Origin of the sequence: Devosia sp. LjRoot3, assembly GCF_964252865.1 — a bacterium.
GTDB lineage: Bacteria > Pseudomonadota > Alphaproteobacteria > Rhizobiales > Devosiaceae > Devosia.
This window is the reverse complement of record NZ_CAXUPK020000003.1, coordinates 242,840-263,255: the sequence shown is the minus strand read 5'-3', so window position 1 is coordinate 263,255 and position 20,416 is coordinate 242,840. Positions and strand designations below refer to the sequence as shown.

Below are 20,416 nucleotides of genomic sequence, written 5' to 3'. Positions count from 1 at the left end.
GCGGCGTTGCCGGTCGGGGCTGATTAGCCCAGCAAGCTCGCAAAACTGAAGCTGGAGCCGGAATTGCTGGAGCTGCTGCCGGCGCTGAGCTGGTTGAACATTTCCAACAGCTTGTTCGACGTCGAGTAATTGGCGACGGCGGCCTCGTAGAGCTGGTCGGACCAGCCGGCGGCCTGGCGCTCTTCGGCGCTGAGCGAGGAGAAGGCCGAGATCACGTTCTGGCTGAAGGCGGTGGGGTCGCTCGACTGGGAGGCCGACTTGAGGCCGGCCATCAGCACGGAGCTCGACTTGGTGCGGAGCTGGGACTTTGCTGCGGCCACTTCCTGCGAGGTGAACTGGCCTTCCTCATCGAGAACGATGGCAGAGAGCGAACGGCTCGAAAGGCCCGACAGGTCGACATGGGTGCCGTTGGGGCTGGTCGGTTTGAAGCTCGGGATGCGGCCGGTGGCGTGAATTTCCTCGTAGCGCTTGTCGAGCGCGGCGCGGGCATTGGTCGCCAGCGTCGCCATGGACTGATCGAGTGAGCCGCGGGTTTCCACCAGCTTGATATAGATGGCGACGGGATCGTCCTCGCCGGCCGAGGGCAGCTTCTTGGGATCGGTCTGCAGCTGCTTGAGGCCTTCGGTGACGGCGTCGCGAGAGGCCTTCCAGTCCTCGCTGGCCTTTTCCTCGGGGCCCAGGGCATCGAGGAAGGCGGCGGCGGCATTGTAGAGGCCGGTATAGTTGCCGGTGACCTGGGCAATCGAATGGGGGCCGGCGAGAGCGGCTTCGAAGCGGCGCTGCATTTCGAGCATGGCGGCTTCACTCTCATCGGCGGAGAAGGTCTTGTCGCTGGCGATAGCGTAGATTTCGCGCGAGTCGAGGCTCGACAGGTCGAGGGCCAGTTCACCGTTCTGCAGGGGCGACTTGCGGCCGGCATCTTCGAGGAGCTTGGTCAGCTTGCTGCGCGCGTCTGTGACGACGCTGGCATAGGACCGCTCGGCCAGCGCGGCCTTGGCGGCATCCGAAAGGGTAATGGATGTGGCAGCGCTCGTCGTGCTCGACGTCGTCGCAGACGTGGTCGAGGTCGTAGCAGCTGTCGTCGTGGTGGCCTGGCCCGACGTGGTAGTTGAATAGGCCGAATAGTAGGTGGCGGTTACGGCGACCATGCAGCATCTCCTTGCTACCAATGGTTAAGCAAGTGTTGTGCCTGAAAATTCGTTAGACTTTTCAAGGGTGTTTCGGCGCCAGATGTGTCGATCGGCAAAACTTGCCGGGCAGAATTGGCCGAAATTGCTGGGGTGTCTGGAAACAAAGAGGCCCCACCCGAGGGGATGGGTGGGGCCAGGGGCCTACGGCAAAGCCGCTGACCTTGGAGGGGCGGGGCACCACGTACCCCCGCCGTCACAAACACTATCGCGCGATGGCTGCGCGGGCACAAACGCGCAATCGGAAGGTCTGCCATGCAGATTTGCTGAAGGCAAAAAAAGAGGCTCCAACCGAAGTTGGAGCCTGATTGATAGGGCCGAAGCCAAATCTAAGTATGGCCCGACGCAAGGGAGGAGGATTTGCGCCAGTCCGGGTGGGCCCTGACCGAGGGAGGAGGATACGGTCAAAACCCGGTGCCGAGCGTCGCGGGTCCTAGGGAGGAGGAAAAGGAGCGGCGTCGCATCGACAAGACCGAATATAGATTTTGACCTTTTGGTCAGCAATGCGTTTCGCGACATGTCAGCTATGCATTAGGCACAGCGACAATCTGTCCAAAAATTGAGCAGCTTGTATGGAAGGGGTGGCGACGAAAGGCAGGGCGGGGCTCGGCGAGGCATTGTTACCCCCACCCTTGATCCCTCCCCATAAGGGGGAGGGAGACGCAGGAACTGAGATGTCAGGCAGGTGCGAAGTCGGCCACGGGGTGGGAATGACACTGTGGGTGAGGGATGCGTCCTGCCGTCACCCTCGGGCTTGCCCCAAGGCTCTCTACTTACCGCGGTGCCGTTAAGTGAAGTGTCCTCGGGTCAAGCCCGAGTATGACGATCGGGGGAAGGGGCGGCGATCGGCCAAGGGGCATGTTGTGCGCGGGTGCACTGGCGACCGGCCAAAAAAAGAGGCTCCAACCGAAGTTGGAGCCTGATGACTGGGCCGAAGCCAAATCGAAAGTGGGGCAGAGGCAAGGGAGGAGGATATGCCATCTGCCGTGAGCCTTGGGTCTGGGAGGAGGATAGACCCGCAACTCGGTGTCGCGATACGGGGTCCGAGGGAGGAGGAGTTCGGAGCGCGTCTCAGCGACACGACCTATATGAACTCTACCAAGTTAGTCGGCAATCCCGGAACTGACATGTCAGCCATGCATTTTTGCAAGGGTGCTGAAAAAACCACAAACGGTCATGGCCGGGAAAGTCCGGTGGGCCGGGCTTCTCGGGGAAGGGTGCGGGCGTTTTGGAAAAGAAAAAGGCTTCGCCCGAGGGGAGAGCGAAGCCTTAGGAGGGTCGGGCCGAAGCCCGTAGGAGGGAACGCAGCGCGATGCAAGGGAGGAGGAGAAACATTCGCGCTGTGATGTGCTCGATATATGAGCGCGATGCTCATTCGCCAACCAGGTGTCTGACATGTCAGATATGCAGTTCGCGCATGTCATGTGAAAATCCTCAATGATTTCAATGATAAGGCGAGAGGGTGCGGCGGGCTGCCGCAGCCCGTTTTTTGATCTATTGCTCGAATGCACCTGCCAAAACACTGCGCAGGGTCATTCCGTCGATCAGTTTGATGTCGTCGAGCTGCCAGGAATCGCTGCCGGTGGCGGCAGGAATCAGCACGAGGTGATCGGCGTAATTGGCGTCGGGCGAACTGGTGAAGCTGTAGCGAATCTCGACGAGAGTCTTTCCCGCGTCCTCGGCGATCGTGCCGACCTCGCAGCCGTCGGCGTAGTCGGGCCAGCTCCGCCAGGGCAGGCCATCGCCCAAGGGCGGTTTTTCGTCGGGAGTGGCGGCCTGGATCTCGGCATTTTTCGCCTCGGCTTCGGCGATGACTTTTGCGAGGTCCGGCGTCAGGGCCGCCTCGATGGCCGACATGTCGTTGTCGATGCCGCCCTTGCAGAAGGCGGCGCCGAAATCGGCGGGCGTGGGTTCGGCGGCAATAGTCGTGGTGGGCAGCAGAAAGAGGGCGGCGAGCGCCAGCGTGGATGTCTTCATGATGTGTCCCCAATCACCAAGGTGAGGGGAGATTACACCGCGGCTTCAAATCCGGCGATGGCCGATTCGAGTTCGCCGAGATTGGCTATGCGGGCGTAGCGCGGGTTGTTTTCGGGCTCGTCGGCGCGCTCATAGGACCAGGTGAGGTCGTGGGGGACGTAGACGGCGTAGGCGCCGGCTTCGAGCGGGGGGATGACGTCGGAACGCAGGGAATTGCCGGCCATGAGCGTGTGCTCGGGGCCTTCGGTGTGGCGGGCGAAGATGCGGCGATAGGTTTCGGCGTTCTTGTCAGCGACGATCTCGATGGCGGCGAAGTATTCGGCAAGGCCGGAGGCGGCGAGCTTTCGCTCCTGATCGAAGATGTCGCCCTTGGTGACGAGGATCAGGCGGTAACGATCCCCGAGGGATTCGAGGGCCTGGTCAACATAGGGCAGGGTTTCGATGGGGTAGGTGAGGAGTTCGCGGCCGGCGGCGAGGATTTCGGCGATGACAGTGCCGGGGACGCGGTGATCGGTGACGTCGAGGGCGGTTTCGACCATGGAGAGGGCGAAGCCCTTCATGCCGAAGCCGTAGAATTGCAGGTTTTTTGTCACCGAGGCGATGAGGCGATCGGTGAGATCGGGCGCCTCGGTGTAGTCCTTGAGGAGTTCGGTGAAGCGCTGTTCGGTCAGGCGGAAGAACTGCTCGTTTTGCCAGAGCGTGTCATCGGCATCGAGGGCGATGGTGGTGATGCGGGGCATGGTGTGCTCTACATACTGTAGGTCGTCCGGGGACATCTAAATGTCAGCCCAATGGGAAGAAATACGTGGTTTTCGAAGCCCGGGAGAATTCTTTCGCTTTGAAACATGGATTGAGGCGCAAGTCGCGGACGGGCGGGCTGCGAAACTAGCGGTAAGTTCTCCATACCTTGGTGCTTCCGCTTTTAGCGAAAACATGTACCGGCATCTCGAAACCGGGGAAGTATGGCGGCTAGTCGGGCCGGACTTCCCCTTTACGGGTCTGTTCGAGCTTGTTGAACATCCTTCAGGTATCGAGACGCCAAGAGCGCGGCCAGCCTAGAAGCTCCACTCCCTCGCCTTGGAGACCAAGAAATCGCGGAAGACGCCGACGCGCTTGGAGTTTTTGAGGGCCGGCGGATAGACGAAATAGGCTTCGTAGGCCGGGAGTTCGACTTCGGCGAGGACCTGGGTGAGGCCGTCTTCCTTTTCCGTCACATAGGCCGGGAGCATGGCGATGCCGATGCCCGCGCGGCAGGCCTGCATCATGCCGTAGATGGCGTTGACCTTGAGGACGGCGCGGCGGGGGCTCGATTCCGAGCGGCCCATGCGTTCGAGGAAGTTGATGTCGCCGAGATAGGAGGGGACGGGTTCGCCGAAGCTGATGATGCGGTGATTGTCGAGATCTTCGAGCGTCCGCGGCATGCCATGCTCGTCGATATAGCTGTTGCTGGCATAGAAGTGATTGTGGACTGTGAAGAGCTTGCGCTGGATCATTTCCGACTGGTTCGGACGATGCAGGCGAATGGCGACGTCGGCCTCGCGCATTGCAAGGTCGAGCTCGGAGTCGTTGAGGCGGATTTCGAGCTGGATCAGCGGATAGAGTTTCAGGAACTCGTCGAGCCGCGAGGATAGCCAGGTGGAGCCGATGCCGACGGTGGTCGTGACGATGAGCGGGCCAGTCGGTTCGTCCTGGCTCTCGGACATCTGCGTTTCGACCTGCTGCAACTCCCAATGCATGCGATGCGCAGTGCGGAAGAGCTGTTCGCCGACTTCGGTGAGAACGAGGCCGCGGGCGTGGCGGATGAAGAGTTTGAGACCAAGATCGTCTTCAAGCGCCGAAATCTGGCGGCTGACGGCCGATTGGCTCATGCCCAGCTTTTCAGCTGCATGCGTGAAACTGCCCGACTCGGCGGCCGTGTGGAAAATCCGGAGCTTGTCCCAATCGAGCATTTTCGTGACGCTTTCTCGTTGATGGTCAGCCTGTCAGCTGCAGTCGGCCCGACTTAGCGAAAAGTCGGGCACGCATTATGACGATGTTCCACTTTTCACAGAACATAAAGTCGCAGCCTATTCTGCCGCTTCGGCAAGTTCGTTTTCGGCAAGGTAGCGCTCGGCATCGAGCGCGGCCATGCAGCCCATGCCAGCCGCGGTAACCGCCTGGCGATAGACATCGTCGGTAACGTCGCCGGCGGCGAAGACGCCGGGAATATTGGTTTCGGTCGTGCCGGGCTTCACCTGCAGGTAGCCACCGGCCTTCATGTCGAGCTTGCCGGCAAAGATCGAGGTGGCCGGAGCATGGCCGATGGCGACAAAGACGCCGTCGATCTTCTGCTCGTAAGTGCGTCCGGTCGAGTTGTCTTTCAGGGTCACCGCATTGACCGAGGGCGGCATGGCAGAGCCGCCGACTTCGACGACTTCGGTGTGCCAGCGCACTTCGACCTTGGGGTGCTTGAAGAGGCGCTGCTGCAGGATGCGCTCGGCGCGGAACTCGCCGCGGCGGTGCGCCACGATTACCTTCTCGGCGAAATTGGTGAGGAAGAGGGCTTCTTCGACGGCCGTATTGCCGCCGCCGACCACGAGCACTTCCTTGCCGCGATAGAAGAAGCCATCGCAGGTGGCGCAGGCGGACACGCCAAAGCCCTGGAACTTCTGCTCGGAGGGCAGGCCAAGCCACTTGGCCTGGGCGCCGGTCGCGATGATCAGGGAATCCGCAGTGTAGGTGTCGCCGCTGTCACCGGTGAGCACGAACGGGCGGCGATCGAAATCGACATGGGTGATGATGTCGTTGACCATCTTGGTGCCGACATGTTCGGCCTGCGCCTTCATCTGGTCCATGAGCCAGGGGCCCTGAATCACATCGGCAAAGCCGGGATAGTTCTCGACATCGGTGGTGATGGTGAGCTGGCCACCAGGCTGAAGGCCTTGAATCATCACAGGTTCGAGCATGGCGCGTGCGGCATAGATGGCGGCAGTGTAGCCAGCCGGACCGGAACCAATGATGATGACTTTCGCGTGCATCGCGACGCCTCTTCGACAATAAGGAAAATTCCCTCGGACCCTAATTAAGGGCCGAAGGCGATCGGTTTCAAGGCACTCATGACAACGGGCCCCAGTCGGGGCCCGCGAAATTGCCGGAAAGACACAGGATATTGTGTCTGTGCCTAAATCTTAGGCGTCAAACATACTTGATCTTGACGATCTCGTAGCTGCGCGCGCCGCCCGGTGCGGCGACTTCGAACGAATCGCCTTCGGCCTTGCCGATCATGGCGCGAGCGATGGGCGAGGAAATGGAGATGCGGCCGGCCGAAGCATCGGCTTCCGGATCGCCCACGACTTGGTAGGTCTTTTCCTCTTCGGTGTCCTCATCGAGATAAGTCACCGTGGCGCCGAACTTGACCGACGAGCCGGAGAGCTTGGAGACATCGATGATGTCGGCGAGGGCGAGAATGGTCTCGAGCTCCTTGATGCGGCCTTCGTTGAGGCTCTGCTGTTCCTTGGCGGCCGAATATTCAGCGTTTTCAGACAGATCTCCGTGAGCACGCGCTTCGGCAATGGCGTCGATGATGCGACGGCGTTCATTGGCAGTGCGGTGCTCGAATTCGGCAGTCAGGGTCTTGTGGCCCTGTACGGTCATCGGGATCTTGTCCATGTCGTCTTGCCTCCAATGGGCTTCAGGCAAATGAATCCGGCGCGCCTTGGTCTTTCCCCCCGGAAAGACCGCCGCGCGCCATGATAGGTTGTGGTTGGAGCGCACCCTTTTGGATGCCACTCTGCATGATGTTCCCCGCCAAACGCCGTTCGGCCAACGCTTCACGATAAGTTTTGGGGGAGACAGGAGCCAACTTGCCCGCACGGCGCGTTCCGGTCAAGCGGGTGTGTGAGAATGAGATATTCGCTTCGCTCGCCCATTCAAGGGTGTGGTCCGCAAAAGCTTGGAAAGGCCGGTCGTCGTGCAGAAATCTCTCCCCATTCTACCGCTTTTCGTTTCGGGTTTCGTGTTGGCGACGGCGATTCCCGGTCTTGCCCAGACGGTGGAAAGCAGCGCGGGTCCGCTGCGCGCTACGGTGCTGGCGGAAGGCCTTGATCACCCCTGGGCGCTGGCCTTTCTGCCGGACGGGCGGTTTCTCGTGACCGAGCGCAGCGGGCGACTGGTGCTGATCGAGAGTGGTGTGGTGAGCGGGTCTGTCGAAGGGGTGCCCAATGTCGTGGCTCGGGGGCAGGGTGGGCTGCTCGATCTGGCGCTAGCGCCGGATTTTGAAACCAGCGGAAAGATCTACCTCACCTATGCCGAGCCCGCGGAGGATGCTGGATTGCAGCGGGGCACGGGCACGGCCGTGATGGCGGCCAAGCTGGTGCTGACCAATGGCGGAGGCGGGCAGCTGGAGGACCAGAAGGTGATCTTCCGCATGAATAATTTCGACAATTCCACACGTCACTTCGGTTCGCGCATTGCCATTGCGCCAGACGGAAACCTGTTTGTGACGCTGGGTGAGCGCGGCAGCATGGAGCGGGCGCAGGACCCGATGGATCTCGCCGGGGGCATTGTGCGGATTGCACCCGATGGCAGCGTGCCGGAGGACAATCCCAAGCCGGAAGGCTGGGCGCCTGAGTTCTGGAGCATTGGCCATCGCAACCCGCAGGGGGCGACCATTCGGCCGGATGATGGTGTGCTGTTTACGGTGGAGCATGGCGCGCGCGGGGGCGACGAAGTGAACATGCCCACGGCCGGCGATAATTTCGGCTGGCCGATCATTACCTATGGGGTCGACTATTCAGGCGTGAAGATTGGCGAAGGGACCGAGAAGGGGGGGCTGGAGCAGCCGATCCACTATTGGGATCCGTCCATTTCGCCTTCTGGGCTCGATTTTTACCAGGGCAGCCTGCTTCCGGACTGGCAGGGTGACCTGCTGGTTGGCGGGCTCAGCGGCAATGTGCTGGTGCGGCTCGATATGGAGGGAGACACGGTGGCCGGCGAGGAGCGGCTGTTCGCAGGGCAGCTGGGCCGTATTCGCGACGTGCGGGTTGGTTCCGATGGGGCAGTGTATCTGCTCACCGACGAAGACAATGGACGACTGATCCGCGTCGCGCCTGAAGGCAAGTAGTCGTCCAAAGCAAAAGGCGCGCCCGGCATGCGGACGCGCCCGACAATTTAGTCCTGGCCTGTGGCTCAGCTGGCCGTCAGGTTATCGGCTGCCGACTTGCCAGTCCGCTTGTCCTTGACGATCTCGTAGGAGACCTTCTGGCCTTCATCGAGACCATTCAGGCCCGAACGCTGGACGGCAGAAATGTGGACGAACACGTCGGCCCCACCTTCATCCGGCTGAATAAAACCATAACCCTTTTGGCCATTGAACCACTTAACGGTGCCCGTTGCCATGATGCGCGTTCCCTCGTGCAGTCGCTGCAATAAGATCCCGATCGATGCACCCGATCCAGATCTCAACTATTATCGAATTGTCGGAAAGTGACGTCTGCATAGGCGAATGGCAATTCGCGTTAAATGATCAGTCGGCCGCAATATTCGATCCGTTCACCGTAGCGTGAAACGCAATCCACATCAATATGTGCTTTTTCCAACACAAAGCGCCCGGCAGAATTCCATTTCTGCCAGGTGTCGAACAAGGTCACGACCGCAACGTTTCGGTGCCCGAGTAAGGCCGAAACAGAGGCGCGAGGCGGGCCGGCGATTCCACCGGGGCGTCTCCTGCGCCGTGGAGCATATTGCTCCGCATTTATGTCCAAGAGTGTAACGCAGCATGACAGGGAGAAAAACCCTTCATGGTGATGTGACGCCGATGTTCAGCGTTTTTTCTTGCCAATTCGCCGCTTTTCCGGCAAATCCCGCCCGCTGCGCATTGGGCGCGGTTCCTCGAAAGTCATGTCGTCTTGACCAAGACGTTTTACTCTTCCGGCGATGTCATTGCCGACCGGCGCGCGGATTATGCCCGTATGCTGGCCGAAGGTGGTGACCATGCTGCCGCCGCTGAACTAATGGATCAGGCGCTAGAAATTGCGCCGGAATGGGCCGCAGGCTGGGATCTGCTCGGCAGCTTTCACGAAAAGGCTGACAATGTCGCTGGGGCGATATCGGCCTGGCGGCGGCTTGAGGCACTGGATGACGACGGCGTTTTCGGCGCGCGACTGAAGCTCGCGGCGCACAATGCCGGAGCGGCGGGCGAGGGCACGGCGGTGAGCTATGTCGAAGCCCTCTTCGACCAATATGCGCCACAGTTCGAGGACGCCCTAGTGGGCAAGCTCGGCTATCGCGTGCCGGAAATGCTCGATGCGCTGGTGGTCGAAGAGATGGCTGCGCTGGGGATCGAACGGTTTTCAAAGGCGATCGACCTCGGCTGCGGCACGGGCCTAATGGGCGAGAAGCTGCGCGAGAAGGTGGTCTTTCTTGAAGGCGTCGATATTTCGGCCGCGATGATCGCCGAGACGGCGCGCAAGGGGATTTACGACAATCTGCAGAAGGCCGAACTGGTGGCAGCGCTCAATGCGCGCCGGGCCGAGGCCGACCTGATGACGGCGGCGGATGTCTTCATTTATTGCGGCGATCTGCAACCGGTGCTGGCGGCCTTGGTGCCGGCATTGAAGCCGGGGGGACTCGTGGCCTTTTCGCTCGAGGCGCATGACGGGGAAGAGGCGCTCTTCCTGAGGCCAAGCCTGCGCTATGCCCATGGCGTGGCGGCGACGCGGGATGCGTTGGTGGTAGCAGGGCTCGAAGTGCTGCGGTTTGAGACGGCTACCTTGCGGCAGGACCGTGGGGCGCCGATCACTGGCATTCTGGTTTTGGCGCGCAAGCCGGCGGTGGAACTGACGGCAGCCAATGATGGGGCCTCTGACGGCGATGTCGCGGCCTAGTCAAAGTCCTCGCAGCAAGGCACACAGAGGCTTCTTACTGGAGACCTCTTCATGAATACGATCCGCCACGATTTTCGCTCGGACACGGTGACGCGGCCGAGCGCCGGCATGCGCGCGGCCATGGCTGCGGCCGAGGTGGGCGACGATGTGTTTGGCGATGATCCCACGGTCAATCTGCTGGAGCAGAAGATGGCCGGTATGCTCAAAAAGGACGCCGCCCTGTTCGTTCCTTCGGGGACAATGTCCAATCTGCTGGCGCTGATGAGCCATTGCGGGCGCGGGGACGAGTTCATTGCCGGTCAGAAGGCGCATCTCTACGTCAACGAGGCCGGCGGCGCCGCTGTGCTGGGGTCGATCCAGCCGCAGCCGATTGCCCACCAGGCGGACGGCACCATGGCGCTTGAAGAGATCGAGGCCGCCATCAAGCCCGACGACAGCCACTATGCGCGTACGCGCGTGATTGCGCTCGAAAACACGTTCGGCGGACGGGTTTTGCCTGTTGGCTATATGTTGGGCGCGGCGGAGATCGCCCAGCGGCATGGATTGGGCCTGCATCTGGATGGCGCGCGGGCGTTCAATGCAGCGGTGCAGCTGGGCATGGATATCGCCGATTTTTCCGCCCCGTTCGACACGGTTTCGATTTGTCTTTCAAAAGGGTTGGGGGCGCCAGTTGGATCGGTGCTGATTGGCCGGCGCGACCTGATCGATATCGCGCGCCGTCATCGCAAGATGCTGGGCGGCGGGCTGCGCCAGTCAGGTATTCTGGCGGCGGCGGGCATATATGCGCTGGAGCACAATGTTGCGCGGCTGGCCGACGATCATCGGCGCGCCAAGCGGCTGGCCGAGGGGCTTTCGCGGCATGGTGCGCTAAGCGTGAGCGCACCCGATACCAACATTCTTTGGGTTGGCGCAGATGGTAGCATTGCCGAGCGGTTTGACGCCTATCTCGCCGAGAAGGGTATTGGCGTTATCGGCCGCTACGGGCAGCAGCGCTGGGTGACGCATCTCGATGTGAGCGACGACGATGTCGAGGGTGCGCTGGCGCTTGTCGACAAGTTCTTCGCGAATTGAGGTGAAACGCCCGGGGAAACCCGGGCGTTTCGCGTTTCAGCCTTTTTGCCAGAAGGCGTGGAGGCCTTTTATGTCGGCCGAGGTGAGGAGCGGCATGGCGGCCGAGAGTTTTTCGACCGGCCAATCCCACCAAGCCATTTCAAGCAGCAGGGCGATGTCCTCATCCGCGAAACGCTTGCGGATGGGCTTTGCCGGGTTGCCGCCGACGATGGTGTAGGGCTCGACATCCTTGGTCACCAAAGCGCGGGTGCCGATGACGGCGCCGTGGCCGACGGTGACCCCCGGCATGATGATTGCCTCCGAGCCGATCCAGACATCGTTGCCGATAACCGTGTCGCCAGCGGGCTGGAAAGCGTTATGGGCATCGGCAAATTCCGGCGCTTCGGGGACGAAGGCGAAGGGAAAAGTGCTGATCCAGTCGTTTCGGTGGCCCTGATTGCCGGCCATGATGAAGGCGGCGCCGGATCCGATGGAGCAGAAGGCGCCGACGAGGAGGCGATCGACGCCCGGTGTCGTCATCAGGTAGCGGGCGCAGTCATCAAAGCTATGGCCGTGATAATAGCCGGAATAATAGCTGTAGCGGCCGACCACGATGTTTGGGTTCGTGACCTGACGGTCGAGCGGAATGCCGAGGAACGGGCTTTCGAAATAGTTGGACATGATTGTTCCATGAAGGTGCGGCCCTTGGGGGGCGCGAGTGTTGCAGTCTGTCAGGGGGAAACCGGCGGGCGCACAGCATCAAGCGCCGGCGTGTGAGGCCGGTTTGAAGGCGTTCCCTCAGCGCGTGTCAGGCGCGCAGGAACGCTATGGAGCTGCTTCGGTCTGCCAACTTCATGGTGCGCTTTGGTTAGCGCAAAGCTGGGAAGTCGTCGAGTAGAAAGCAAAATCCCCGCTTTCGCGGGGATTTTTCAGGTCAGTCGAAGTGACGTGTCCGCTCAGGCCACGAAATATTCCTGCAGGGCGCGGACCTGGAGGCCGCCCTGGCGGAGGGCGACGATGCCTTCCACGGCGGCGAGGGCGCCGTCGATGGTCGTGTAGTAGGGGATCTTCGCCAGAAGCGCGGTGCGGCGGATGTCGCGGCTGTCGGAGATCGACTTGAGGCCGTCCGTGGTGTTGATCACCAGCTGCACGCCGCCGTTCTTCATCGAGTCGACGATATGCGGGCGGCCTTCGAGCACCTTGTTGATCTTGGTCGCGGGGACTTTGTTATCAACGAGATAGCGCTGGGTGCCGCCGGTGGCGAGGATTTCGAAGCCGGCTTCGACGAGATGGCGAGCCATGTCGACGATGTACTGCTTGTCATCGTCGCGGACCGAGATGAAAGCCTTGCCTGATGTCGGGACCTTCTGCCCTGCGCCCATCTGGGATTTGGCGAAGGCGATGGCGAAATCGAGGTCGAGGCCGATGACTTCACCGGTCGACTTCATTTCAGGGCCGAGAACCGTGTCGACGCCGGGGAAGCGGTTGAACGGGAAGACGGCTTCCTTGACGGCGATATGCTTGAGCTTCTTCTCGGTGAGATTGAAGCTGGCAAGGCTTTCGCCGGCCATGACGCGCGAGGCGATCTTGGCGATGGGTTCGCCGATGACCTTGGCCACGAAGGGTACCGTGCGCGAGGCGCGCGGGTTCACTTCGATGAGGTAGATCGTGTCGTCCTTATAGGCGAACTGTACGTTCATCAGGCCGCCGACCTTGAGGGCAAAGGCGAGCTCGGTGGTCTGGCGCTTGAGTTCAGCGATGACCTCGGGCGGCAGGCTGCGCGGGGGCAGAGAACAGGCGGAGTCGCCGGAGTGAATGCCGGCTTCTTCGATATGCTCCATGATGCCGGCCACGAAGACATCCTTGCCATCGCAAAGGGCGTCGACGTCGATTTCGATGGCGCCGGAGAGGTAAGCGTCGAACAGCAGCGGGTTGTCGGAGAGGACCGAATTGATCTGGCCGGTCTTGTCGTTCGGGTAGCGCTGCAGGATGTCGGGCGGGACGAGGCCGGTCAGGGTGTCCTGAACATAGCGCTCGAATTCGGCCGCCGAGTGGACGATGGCCATGGCGCGGCCGCCGAGCACGTAGGACGGGCGGATGACCAATGGATAGCCCAGGCGCTCGGCAACAAGACGAGCCTGTTCAAGGCTGTAGGCGATTCCGTTCTTGGGTTGAGTCAGCTCCAGCTTGTTGAGGAGCTTCATGAACAGGTCGCGGTCTTCAGCGAGATCGATAGCGTCAGGCTGGGTGCCGAGGATCGGCACGCCGGCCTTCTGCACGGCTTCGGCGAGGTTGAGCGGGGTCTGGCCGCCGAACTGAACGATGACGCCGTGAAGGGTGCCGTTCTGCTTTTCGGTGAGCAGGATTTCGATCACGTCTTCTTCGGTCAGCGGCTCAAAATAGAGGCGGTCCGAAGTGTCGTAATCGGTCGAAACGGTTTCCGGATTGCAGTTGACCATGATGGTTTCGTAGCCGGCATCGGCCAGCGCGAAGGCTGCATGGCAGCAGCAATAGTCGAACTCGATGCCCTGGCCGATACGGTTGGGGCCGCCGCCGAGGATGACGACCTTCTTGCGATCGGAGGGGCGTGCTTCATCGTCGACCTTGCCAGCAAAGGGGGCTTCGTAGGTCGAGTACATATAGGCGGTGGGCGAAGCGAATTCGGCGGCCGAGGTGTCGATGCGCTTGTAGGCGGGGCGCACTTCGAGGCTGTGGCGCAGCTTGCGGACGTCGGAAGTCTTGAGGCCAGCGAGCTGAGCCAGACGGGCGTCGGAGAAGCCCATGGATTTCAGCTGGCGCAGCGAGGCGGCTTCCTGGGGGAGGCCGAACTGCTTGACCTTGGCTTCCATGTCGACGATGCCGCGCATCTGCTCGAGGAACCAGGGGTCGATCTTGCAGGCTTCGAAAATGTCTTCGTTGGAGACGCCGAGACGCATGGCTTCGGCGACGTGGAGAAGACGGTTGGGCGTCGGGGTGCCGAGGGCGGCCTTGATGGCGTTCTTGTCTTCGCCTTCGCCGAGGCCCGGAATGCCGATCTCGTTGAGGCCGGTCAGGCCGGTTTCGAGCGAGCGAAGGGCCTTTTGCAGCGATTCCTGGAAGGTGCGGCCGATAGCCATCGCTTCGCCGACCGACTTCATGGAGGTGGTCAGGCGGTTGTCGGCGCCGGGGAACTTTTCGAAGGCAAAGCGCGGGATCTTGGTGACGACATAGTCGATGGTCGGCTCGAACGAAGCCGGGGTGGCGCCGCCGGTGATGTCGTTTTCGAGTTCATCGAGCGTGTAGCCGACGGCGAGGCGAGCGGCGACCTTGGCGATCGGGAAGCCGGTGGCCTTCGAGGCCAGGGCCGAAGAGCGCGACACGCGCGGGTTCATTTCGATGACGACCATGCGGCCGTCCTTGGGGTTGATGCCGAACTGGACGTTGGAGCCGCCGGTTTCGACGCCGATCTCGCGCAGGACCGCCAGCGAGGCGTCGCGCATTATCTGGTATTCCTTGTCGGTCAGGGTCAGTGCAGGGGCGACGGTGATGGAGTCGCCGGTGTGCACGCCCATGGGATCGATGTTCTCGATCGAACAGATGATGATGCAGTTGTCCTTCTTATCGCGGACAACCTCCATCTCGTATTCCTTCCAGCCGAGGACGGATTCTTCGACGAGGACTTCGTTGGTCGGGGAGGCGTCGACACCGCTTTCGACGATGGCGAGGTATTCTTCGCGATTGTAGGCGATGCCGCCGCCGGTGCCGCCGAGGGTGAAGCTGGGGCGGATGATGCAGGGGAGGCCAATGACCTCAAGCGCCTGCAGAGCTTCGATGGTGTTGTGAGCGAGCATGGAGCGCGGGGTATCGAGCCCGATCTTCTTCATGGCATCGCGGAAGAGCTCGCGGTCTTCAGCCTTGTCGATGGCTTCGGCGGTGGCGCCGATCATCTCGACGTTGAACTTGTCGAGGATACCCATCTTGCGGAGGGAAAGCGCGCAGTTGAGCGCGGTCTGGCCGCCCATGGTGGGGAGGAGCGCGTCGGGGCGTTCCTTCTCGATGATCTTTGCCACCACTTCAGGGGTGATGGGCTCCATGTAGGTGGCGTCGGCGAGATCCGGGTCGGTCATGATCGTCGCCGGATTGGAGTTCACCAGAATGATCCGGTAGCCCTCTTCCTTCAGTGCCTTACAGGCCTGGGTGCCGGAATAGTCGAATTCGCAAGCCTGCCCGATGATGATGGGGCCCGCGCCGATGATCAGGATCGATTTGATGTCGGTACGTTTTGGCATTCGGGGCTCGCTCTGTTCTAACAATCTGGACAGCGGGCGAGGGGAGGAATCGCCCGGACACACCTGTCCGCGCGAACCCGCGCTGCAACTGAGCGCTGCGGCACGGGGGAAAAGACCGAACATGGTGGTTAGGTGGGCTGTCTAACCGAAGAGTCGCGCAAAGGGAAGGGGGCGCGGCGCATAACAGTGGTCATCCCCTCCCTACTCTTGGGCGGTCTGCTCAGCCGGACAGCGAAACGGCAGGAAGGTGCTGGCAGCGCCTTCGTTCATCATCACCAGGGTGACGAGGTCAGCTATGTCCCGCTCCTGATTGGATCGCGGACAGATAGCGATCTGCTCCGTGCAACCTGATGCGATGAAATTCTCGTTGGTCGCGAGGAAGTTGTACTTGATGTCCTCCGAGCCAATGCCATCAAGCGCGCGGGCCCAGGCGTCGGTGTAGAGCGCGCATTTCTGCTGCTGCCATGCGGAAAGTTCTTCCGCACTGGCCGGAGAGGCCAAGAGTAGTGCGGCGGTGAGGGCGAGACCACGCATCAGTTTTCTCCGGCGGGTGCGGCGCATTCTTCGGTCGAGCTGACCGAGTCCGATCGCTCGAGGCAAGCGCATTGGCTTTCGAAACGCGCCGTTTCTTCCTTGGTCAACTTGCCCCCTGAGACCAGGAGCTCCAGTTGGGATCGGCAGAGTTTTGCCTCAACGGAGGGGGCAGGAACTGGCTGCGCCTCGACAGTCGTGGAGGCGACAAGCAAGGCGGAAAGGACGACGAACGCTATACGCATGGGAATTCCCTGAAGAGATGCGTCGTTTCTTATGCAAGGAATGCGATATTCGAATGGCATGTCGCACGACGCGCCGAAGCCGTTGACAGGATTGGCCGACAGGCGCATGGAGCAAGGCGTGACGTGTGTTTTCACCGTTCAAAGAGAAAGATCATGAACCCCGACAGTCGAAGTCGAATTCGACCCTGTTTGACGGCCTGACGATCTGACTGAGGTCAGCTCCGGTGGGCCGCGATAGCCTACCCAATGGAGCTGCCATGCTGCGCATTTACACGCGTACTGAAGACAAGCTTGTGCCCTTCGATGCTGAAAAGAGCACCGGACTGCCGATCTGGCTTGATCTCATTTCCCCCAACGACGAGGACGTTTCGCGGGTCGAAGGCCTGCTTGGCGTCGATGTGCCGAGCCGTGCGGAAATGGAAGAGATCGAGCTATCTGCCCGGCTTTACACCGAGGCGGGCGCCACTTTCATGACGCTGACCGGACTTGCCAATCTCGACACCGAAGCGCCGATCAAGACGCCGATCACCTTTATCCTCAAGGGCAATACGCTCGTTACGGTGCGTTATGCCGAGCCCAAACCCTTCCTTGCGTATACGAACCGGGCGCAGAAGCCGAATGGCTCGCCGCACTGCTCGGGCGAGGAGGTCATGCTTGGGCTGATCGAAGCGATGATCGACCGGACGGCTGATGCGCTGGAGCGGCTCGGAAATGAAACGGATGCCCTGTCGCGCAGTGTGTTCAAGACGGCGCAGGCAAAAACCAAGGCAAGCACCAAGACGCATGACCTCGAAAACGTCATTTCGTTGATCGGGCTAAAGGCAGAACTGCTGACGATGATTCAAGAAAGCCTGGTCAGCGTCTCGCGGCTGGTTGCCTATTATGCGGCGACGGAAGACACGAGCGACAACAAGGAAAGCAAGCATCTAGTGCGGTTGATCCAGCGCGATGCGACCTCGCTGGGCGAGCATGCGCGGGCGCTGTCGGCACGTCTCGGATTCCTGCTCGATGCGACGCTGGGCGCGATCAATCTCGAGCAGAACCAGATCATCAAGATCTTCTCGGTGGCCGCTGTGGTGTTCCTGCCGCCGACGCTCGTCGCCTCGATCTACGGGATGAACTACGACTTCATGCCCGAGCTGCACTGGAATTTTGGCTATCCCTTTGCGCTTGGGCTGATGGTGCTCTCGGCGGCTGTGCCTTTCCTCTATTTCAAGCGGAAGGGTTGGTTGTAGTTCGGGTTACGAACTCAGCCCAGAAATGGCCTCAGTGCGGCCTAAAGGGCGCCTTCTTGCTCGCCTCACATCGGCGTGATCGCTCGAGCGATCGGCTTAAAGCAAAGAGGTTGAGATGAAGAATTTGCGCCTTGCCGCTCTCGCGGCCTTTACGGCCCTGGCCCTTGCAGCCTGCGGTGGTGATGCTCCGCCGCCGGCTGATGCACCGGCAGACACGACCACCACGCCGGCAGCTCCGGCGCCAACGCCGCCCGCATCCTAAGCGGATCGGCACAAATTTGCCCCGGCTTCGGCCGGGGCTTTTTGTTTTCAGGGGGTCAGAGATGGGCGCGATAGAGTCCGACGCGGATGCCACCGTGGAGGACGGGGGGAAGGGCGGGTTCAAACTTGAGGCCCGTGGCGCCGGCAAGGTTCTTGTCGGCCGTGACGATGCCGACGCGCCAGCCTTTGAAACGGGTTTTCAGAACAGTGCCGAGGGTGCGGTGCAGGGTGACGAGGGGAGCCTTGTCGCCGATGCGGGTGCCGTAGGGTGGGTTGAGGATCACGAGGCCGGGTGGGCCCGGAGGGGGCTCAAGGTCTTCGATGGATTTTTGGTCGAACTGGGTGAGGGCGGAGACGCGGGCGCGGGTGGCGTTTTCGGTGGCCATGCGGATGGCGCCGGGGTCTTTGTCCGAGCCATAGAATCTTAGGTCCGTGGTCTTGGGCGTGATGGCGCTGCGCAGGGATTGCCAGGCTTTGGCGTCGAAGGAGGGGAGGCTTTCGAAGCTGAAGCTGCGTTCGCGGCCGGGAGGCAGGCCGAGGGCGATTTCGGCGGCTTCGATGACGAAGGTGCCGGAGCCGCACATGGGGTCGAGAACGGGTTCAGTGCCTGTATAGCCGCATTGGCGCAGGAACATGGCGGCCATGGTTTCGCGCATCGGCGCCTTGCTGACCGCTTCCTTGAAGCCGCGCTTGTGGAGCGACTCGCCTGTGGTGTCGATGCTGAGGGTGACGAGGTCGTCCTCGATGCGGACCATGATGCGGAGGGCGGCATCTTCCGTGATGGGAGCGCCGAATTCTTCCGAGATGGCAGTGGCGACGCGTTGGGCGGCGGCACCCGCGTGATAGATGCGGGAGCGCTTGCAACTGGCTTCGACGCGGACGGGGATAGACTTGTCGAGGAAATCGCCCCAGGGGATTTTGCGCGAGCGTTTATCGAGCTGTGCCAGATGCATGGCGCGGAATTCGCCGATGCGGGCGAGGATGCGCGTGGCGCCGCGCAGGACCAGGTTGGCGCGCCAGATGTCGGCCCAGGTGCCGGTGAAGGCGACCCCGCCATCGACGACGATGGCGCCTGCAAAACCCTGTTCGAGGGCTTCGGCGCAAAGCGGGGCTTCAAGGCCGGGGGTGGAGACGAGAAAGATGGGGAAGCTGGCACTCATGCGCCAGCACTAGCTGGGTCGTGGGGCTGGGGCAATGGTTGTCGAGAGGTGGATTGCCGGGACAAGCCCGGCAATGACGATGGAAGGGAGAGCCCCCGAGATACTCGATCAGTTGTTGATCGACAGAATACCCCATTGGGTTTCGTTGCAGGCGTCGTCGAGGCACACGTTAGTGATCCACATGGCGCCGTTGGCGAGGCCGACGCCTTCGCTGGTGACGATCAGGTCGTCGACGTCCTGCGAGCCGATGGCTTCAAGGGTTTCGGGCAGGATCAGGCTGTCGAAATTGTCGATGAAATCCTGCTCTTCGAGGACGTCGTAGGTCTCGCCATTGGCGTTGATGGTCAGCGGATAGATGGCGTAGCCGGTGATATCGACCGGATTGAACATCGTGGCGTCCTGAACGCCGGCGAAGATTTCGAAGAAACCGTCGGCGTCGCCGTGAATGGCTTCAATATTGGCGTAAACCTCTTCTTCGCTGGCCATTGCGGGGGTGAAAAGGGCCAGTGCGAGCAGGGCGGGCGCGGCGTAGCGCAGCATAGGACAGTCCTCCGGGGGCGCCTTCAGGGCGGCCGGTCGCGATTTTGAGCCAAATCGCCGCAAGTACAAGTCAGGCGGCAAAATATACCCGCCGTTAAGTCTGAACCCGGCATTATGAGGGCGCTGGAGAAGACAGGTTGGGTCTGCTCCCCCTGCTTTTGTTTTAGTATTGCGTCAGGTCGGGTTCGATGCGTCTCATTATTGGTATTATCTTCGTTTTCGCCTGTGTGCTCGGCGGTTATGCCGCCATGGGCGGGCACGTCGAAGTTCTCTGGCAGCCATTCGAATTCGTCATCATTCTGGGTGCCGCCATCGGCGCCTACATCATCGGCAATAGTGGCCGCGTGCTGAAGTCGACGGTGGGCATCTTCGCCACGCTGTTCAAAGGCCCGCGCTACAACAAGGCCGCCTACGTGGAACTGCTCGGCCTGCAGTTCAGTCTTTACAAGCTGATCCAGGCCAAGGGCGTGCTGGCCATCGAAGCCCATATCGAAAACCCGCACGAATCCGAACTCTTCAATCGCTTCCCGACCTTCGCCAAGAACCACCACGCGGTGGAATTCCTCTGCGACTATCTCCGCATGGTCACCATGGGCACCAACAATGCCCATGAGATGGAAGCGCTGATGGACGAGGAACTCGAAACTCACCACCAGGAGCAGGAACAGCTCGTCGGCGCCATGCAGGCGCTGGCCGACGGTACGCCGGCTCTGGGCATCGTGGCCGCCGTGCTCGGCGTTATCAAGACCATGGGCGCCATCACCGAGCCGCCGGAAGTTCTGGGCCACCTCATCGGTGGTGCTCTCGTTGGTACCTTCTTCGGCGTGTTCGTCGCTTACGGCTTCTTCGGCCCGATGGCCCAGTCGCTGCGCGGCATTTTTGAAGCCGAATCCAAGTATTTCCTCTCGATGAAGGTTGGCCTTCTGGCTCACATCAGCGGCCAGCCGCCGGTGATGGCTGTCGAGTTCGCCCGCAAGGCGCTGATGAGCGACGTGCGCCCGACCTTCAACGAAGTCGAAGAAGCCACCGCAGCTCTGCCGTCTGCCACCTAAGTTTTCTACTTCTAGCGGGCCGCGCGATCTCCCCACGGATTGCGCGG

General features: G+C 61.3%; 18 protein-coding genes. 6 read left to right on the top strand and 12 right to left on the bottom strand.

Going from position 1 to position 20,416, the window contains the following annotated elements:
- Positions 1–23: 23 nt before the first annotated feature.
- From ACSQ2A_RS12245 to greA, 6 genes are all read right to left on the bottom strand, one after another.
- Entirely contained in the window at positions 24–1,148 is a 1,125-nt protein-coding gene (locus tag ACSQ2A_RS12245) for a hypothetical protein (protein ID WP_436072465.1), read from the bottom strand.
- Positions 1,149–2,681: 1,533 nt separating this feature from the next.
- Positions 2,682–3,164 carry a hypothetical protein gene (locus ACSQ2A_RS12240; RefSeq protein ID WP_436072464.1) on the bottom strand — a complete coding sequence of 161 codons (483 nt, stop codon included), beginning with the start codon at positions 3,162–3,164 and terminating at the stop codon, positions 2,682–2,684.
- Positions 3,165–3,196: 32 nt separating this feature from the next.
- Complete coding sequence (locus tag ACSQ2A_RS12235) at positions 3,197–3,904, bottom strand: HAD family hydrolase (protein ID WP_436072463.1); 708 nt, start codon at positions 3,902–3,904, stop codon at positions 3,197–3,199.
- A gap of 315 nt (positions 3,905–4,219) precedes the next feature.
- The gene (locus tag ACSQ2A_RS12230; RefSeq protein WP_295412474.1) at positions 4,220–5,113 is read right to left on the bottom strand and encodes a LysR family transcriptional regulator; all 894 of its coding nucleotides are present in this window, start codon (positions 5,111–5,113) and stop codon (positions 4,220–4,222) included.
- Positions 5,114–5,230: 117 nt separating this feature from the next.
- Positions 5,231–6,181, bottom strand: coding sequence for a thioredoxin-disulfide reductase (gene trxB, locus ACSQ2A_RS12225; protein WP_436072462.1), 951 nt, complete (start codon positions 6,179–6,181; stop codon positions 5,231–5,233).
- A gap of 157 nt (positions 6,182–6,338) precedes the next feature.
- Entirely contained in the window at positions 6,339–6,812 is a 474-nt protein-coding gene (gene greA, locus ACSQ2A_RS12220; RefSeq protein WP_295412470.1) for a transcription elongation factor GreA, read from the bottom strand.
- A gap of 301 nt (positions 6,813–7,113) precedes the next feature.
- Here greA and ACSQ2A_RS12215 point away from each other — a divergent pair, with 301 nt between their 5' ends.
- Positions 7,114–8,265: a PQQ-dependent sugar dehydrogenase gene (locus ACSQ2A_RS12215; RefSeq protein WP_436072461.1), complete on the top strand. Its 1,152-nt coding sequence runs from the start codon at positions 7,114–7,116 to the stop codon at positions 8,263–8,265.
- A gap of 65 nt (positions 8,266–8,330) precedes the next feature.
- Here ACSQ2A_RS12215 and ACSQ2A_RS12210 read toward each other — a convergent pair whose 3' ends face one another.
- On the bottom strand, positions 8,331–8,540 hold the full coding sequence (locus tag ACSQ2A_RS12210; RefSeq protein ID WP_035080396.1) for a cold-shock protein: 210 nt from the start codon (positions 8,538–8,540) through the stop codon (positions 8,331–8,333).
- A 509-nt stretch (positions 8,541–9,049) separates the two neighbouring features.
- Here ACSQ2A_RS12210 and ACSQ2A_RS12205 point away from each other — a divergent pair.
- A complete protein-coding gene (locus ACSQ2A_RS12205; RefSeq protein WP_295412467.1) occupies positions 9,050–10,027 on the top strand; it encodes a class I SAM-dependent DNA methyltransferase in 978 nt (325 codons plus the stop codon).
- 51 nt (positions 10,028–10,078) lie between these two features.
- Positions 10,079–11,098: a low-specificity L-threonine aldolase gene (gene ltaE / locus ACSQ2A_RS12200; RefSeq protein ID WP_295412465.1), complete on the top strand. Its 1,020-nt coding sequence runs from the start codon at positions 10,079–10,081 to the stop codon at positions 11,096–11,098.
- A gap of 36 nt (positions 11,099–11,134) precedes the next feature.
- On the opposite strand, the gene catB is transcribed toward ltaE, so the two are convergent.
- The 3 genes from catB to ACSQ2A_RS12185 all read right to left on the bottom strand — a co-directional run bounded on the left by catB (position 11,135) and on the right by ACSQ2A_RS12185 (position 15,879).
- The gene (catB, locus tag ACSQ2A_RS12195) at positions 11,135–11,758 is read right to left on the bottom strand and encodes a type B chloramphenicol O-acetyltransferase (protein WP_436072460.1); all 624 of its coding nucleotides are present in this window, start codon (positions 11,756–11,758) and stop codon (positions 11,135–11,137) included.
- Between the two features lie 275 nt (positions 11,759–12,033).
- Positions 12,034–15,345: a carbamoyl-phosphate synthase large subunit gene (gene carB / locus ACSQ2A_RS12190; RefSeq protein ID WP_436072459.1), complete on the bottom strand. Its 3,312-nt coding sequence runs from the start codon at positions 15,343–15,345 to the stop codon at positions 12,034–12,036.
- A gap of 201 nt (positions 15,346–15,546) precedes the next feature.
- Positions 15,547–15,879 (bottom strand): hypothetical protein, encoded by a 333-nt coding sequence (locus tag ACSQ2A_RS12185; protein WP_436072458.1) that lies wholly within the window; start codon positions 15,877–15,879, stop codon positions 15,547–15,549.
- Positions 15,880–16,378: 499 nt separating this feature from the next.
- Here ACSQ2A_RS12185 and ACSQ2A_RS12180 point away from each other — a divergent pair, with 499 nt between their 5' ends.
- Positions 16,379–17,356: a magnesium transporter CorA family protein gene (locus tag ACSQ2A_RS12180; protein ID WP_436072457.1), complete on the top strand. Its 978-nt coding sequence runs from the start codon at positions 16,379–16,381 to the stop codon at positions 17,354–17,356.
- A gap of 115 nt (positions 17,357–17,471) precedes the next feature.
- Positions 17,472–17,618: a hypothetical protein gene (locus ACSQ2A_RS12175; protein ID WP_295412455.1), complete on the top strand. Its 147-nt coding sequence runs from the start codon at positions 17,472–17,474 to the stop codon at positions 17,616–17,618.
- Positions 17,619–17,673: 55 nt separating this feature from the next.
- On the opposite strand, the gene ACSQ2A_RS12170 is transcribed toward ACSQ2A_RS12175, so the two are convergent.
- Both ACSQ2A_RS12170 and ACSQ2A_RS12165 read right to left on the bottom strand, forming a co-directional pair.
- A complete protein-coding gene (locus ACSQ2A_RS12170; protein WP_436072456.1) occupies positions 17,674–18,777 on the bottom strand; it encodes a THUMP domain-containing class I SAM-dependent RNA methyltransferase in 1,104 nt (367 codons plus the stop codon).
- A 108-nt stretch (positions 18,778–18,885) separates the two neighbouring features.
- Entirely contained in the window at positions 18,886–19,317 is a 432-nt protein-coding gene (locus tag ACSQ2A_RS12165) for a hypothetical protein (protein WP_436072455.1), read from the bottom strand.
- Between the two features lie 188 nt (positions 19,318–19,505).
- On the opposite strand from ACSQ2A_RS12165, the gene motA reads away from it, so the two are divergent.
- Complete coding sequence (gene motA, locus ACSQ2A_RS12160; protein WP_295412451.1) at positions 19,506–20,369, top strand: flagellar motor stator protein MotA; 864 nt, start codon at positions 19,506–19,508, stop codon at positions 20,367–20,369.
- Positions 20,370–20,416: the final 47 nt, after the last annotated feature.

Bases quoted from the DNA above. Each gene is read 5' to 3' on its own strand.
- ACSQ2A_RS12230 (WP_295412474.1), bottom strand. From the start codon at position 5,113: ATGCTCGATTGGGACAAGCTCCGGATTTTCCACACGGCCGCCGAGTCG.
- ACSQ2A_RS12175 (WP_295412455.1), top strand. From the start codon at position 17,472: ATGAAGAATTTGCGCCTTGCCGCTCTCGCGGCCTTTACGGCCCTGGCC.
- ACSQ2A_RS12235 (WP_436072463.1), bottom strand. From the start codon at position 3,904: ATGCCCCGCATCACCACCATCGCCCTCGATGCCGATGACACGCTCTGG.
- carB (WP_436072459.1), bottom strand. From the start codon at position 15,345: ATGCCAAAACGTACCGACATCAAATCGATCCTGATCATCGGCGCGGGC.
- ACSQ2A_RS12180 (WP_436072457.1), top strand. From the start codon at position 16,379: ATGCTGCGCATTTACACGCGTACTGAAGACAAGCTTGTGCCCTTCGAT.
- ACSQ2A_RS12165 (WP_436072455.1), bottom strand. From the start codon at position 19,317: ATGCTGCGCTACGCCGCGCCCGCCCTGCTCGCACTGGCCCTTTTCACC.
- ACSQ2A_RS12240 (WP_436072464.1), bottom strand. From the start codon at position 3,164: ATGAAGACATCCACGCTGGCGCTCGCCGCCCTCTTTCTGCTGCCCACC.
- catB (WP_436072460.1), bottom strand. From the start codon at position 11,758: ATGTCCAACTATTTCGAAAGCCCGTTCCTCGGCATTCCGCTCGACCGT.
- ACSQ2A_RS12185 (WP_436072458.1), bottom strand. From the start codon at position 15,879: ATGCGTGGTCTCGCCCTCACCGCCGCACTACTCTTGGCCTCTCCGGCC.
- ACSQ2A_RS12245 (WP_436072465.1), bottom strand. From the start codon at position 1,148: ATGGTCGCCGTAACCGCCACCTACTATTCGGCCTATTCAACTACCACG.
- ltaE (WP_295412465.1), top strand. From the start codon at position 10,079: ATGAATACGATCCGCCACGATTTTCGCTCGGACACGGTGACGCGGCCG.
- motA (WP_295412451.1), top strand. From the start codon at position 19,506: ATGCGTCTCATTATTGGTATTATCTTCGTTTTCGCCTGTGTGCTCGGC.
- ACSQ2A_RS12170 (WP_436072456.1), bottom strand. From the start codon at position 18,777: ATGAGTGCCAGCTTCCCCATCTTTCTCGTCTCCACCCCCGGCCTTGAA.
- greA (WP_295412470.1), bottom strand. From the start codon at position 6,812: ATGGACAAGATCCCGATGACCGTACAGGGCCACAAGACCCTGACTGCC.
- trxB (WP_436072462.1), bottom strand. From the start codon at position 6,181: ATGCACGCGAAAGTCATCATCATTGGTTCCGGTCCGGCTGGCTACACT.
- ACSQ2A_RS12210 (WP_035080396.1), bottom strand. From the start codon at position 8,540: ATGGCAACGGGCACCGTTAAGTGGTTCAATGGCCAAAAGGGTTATGGT.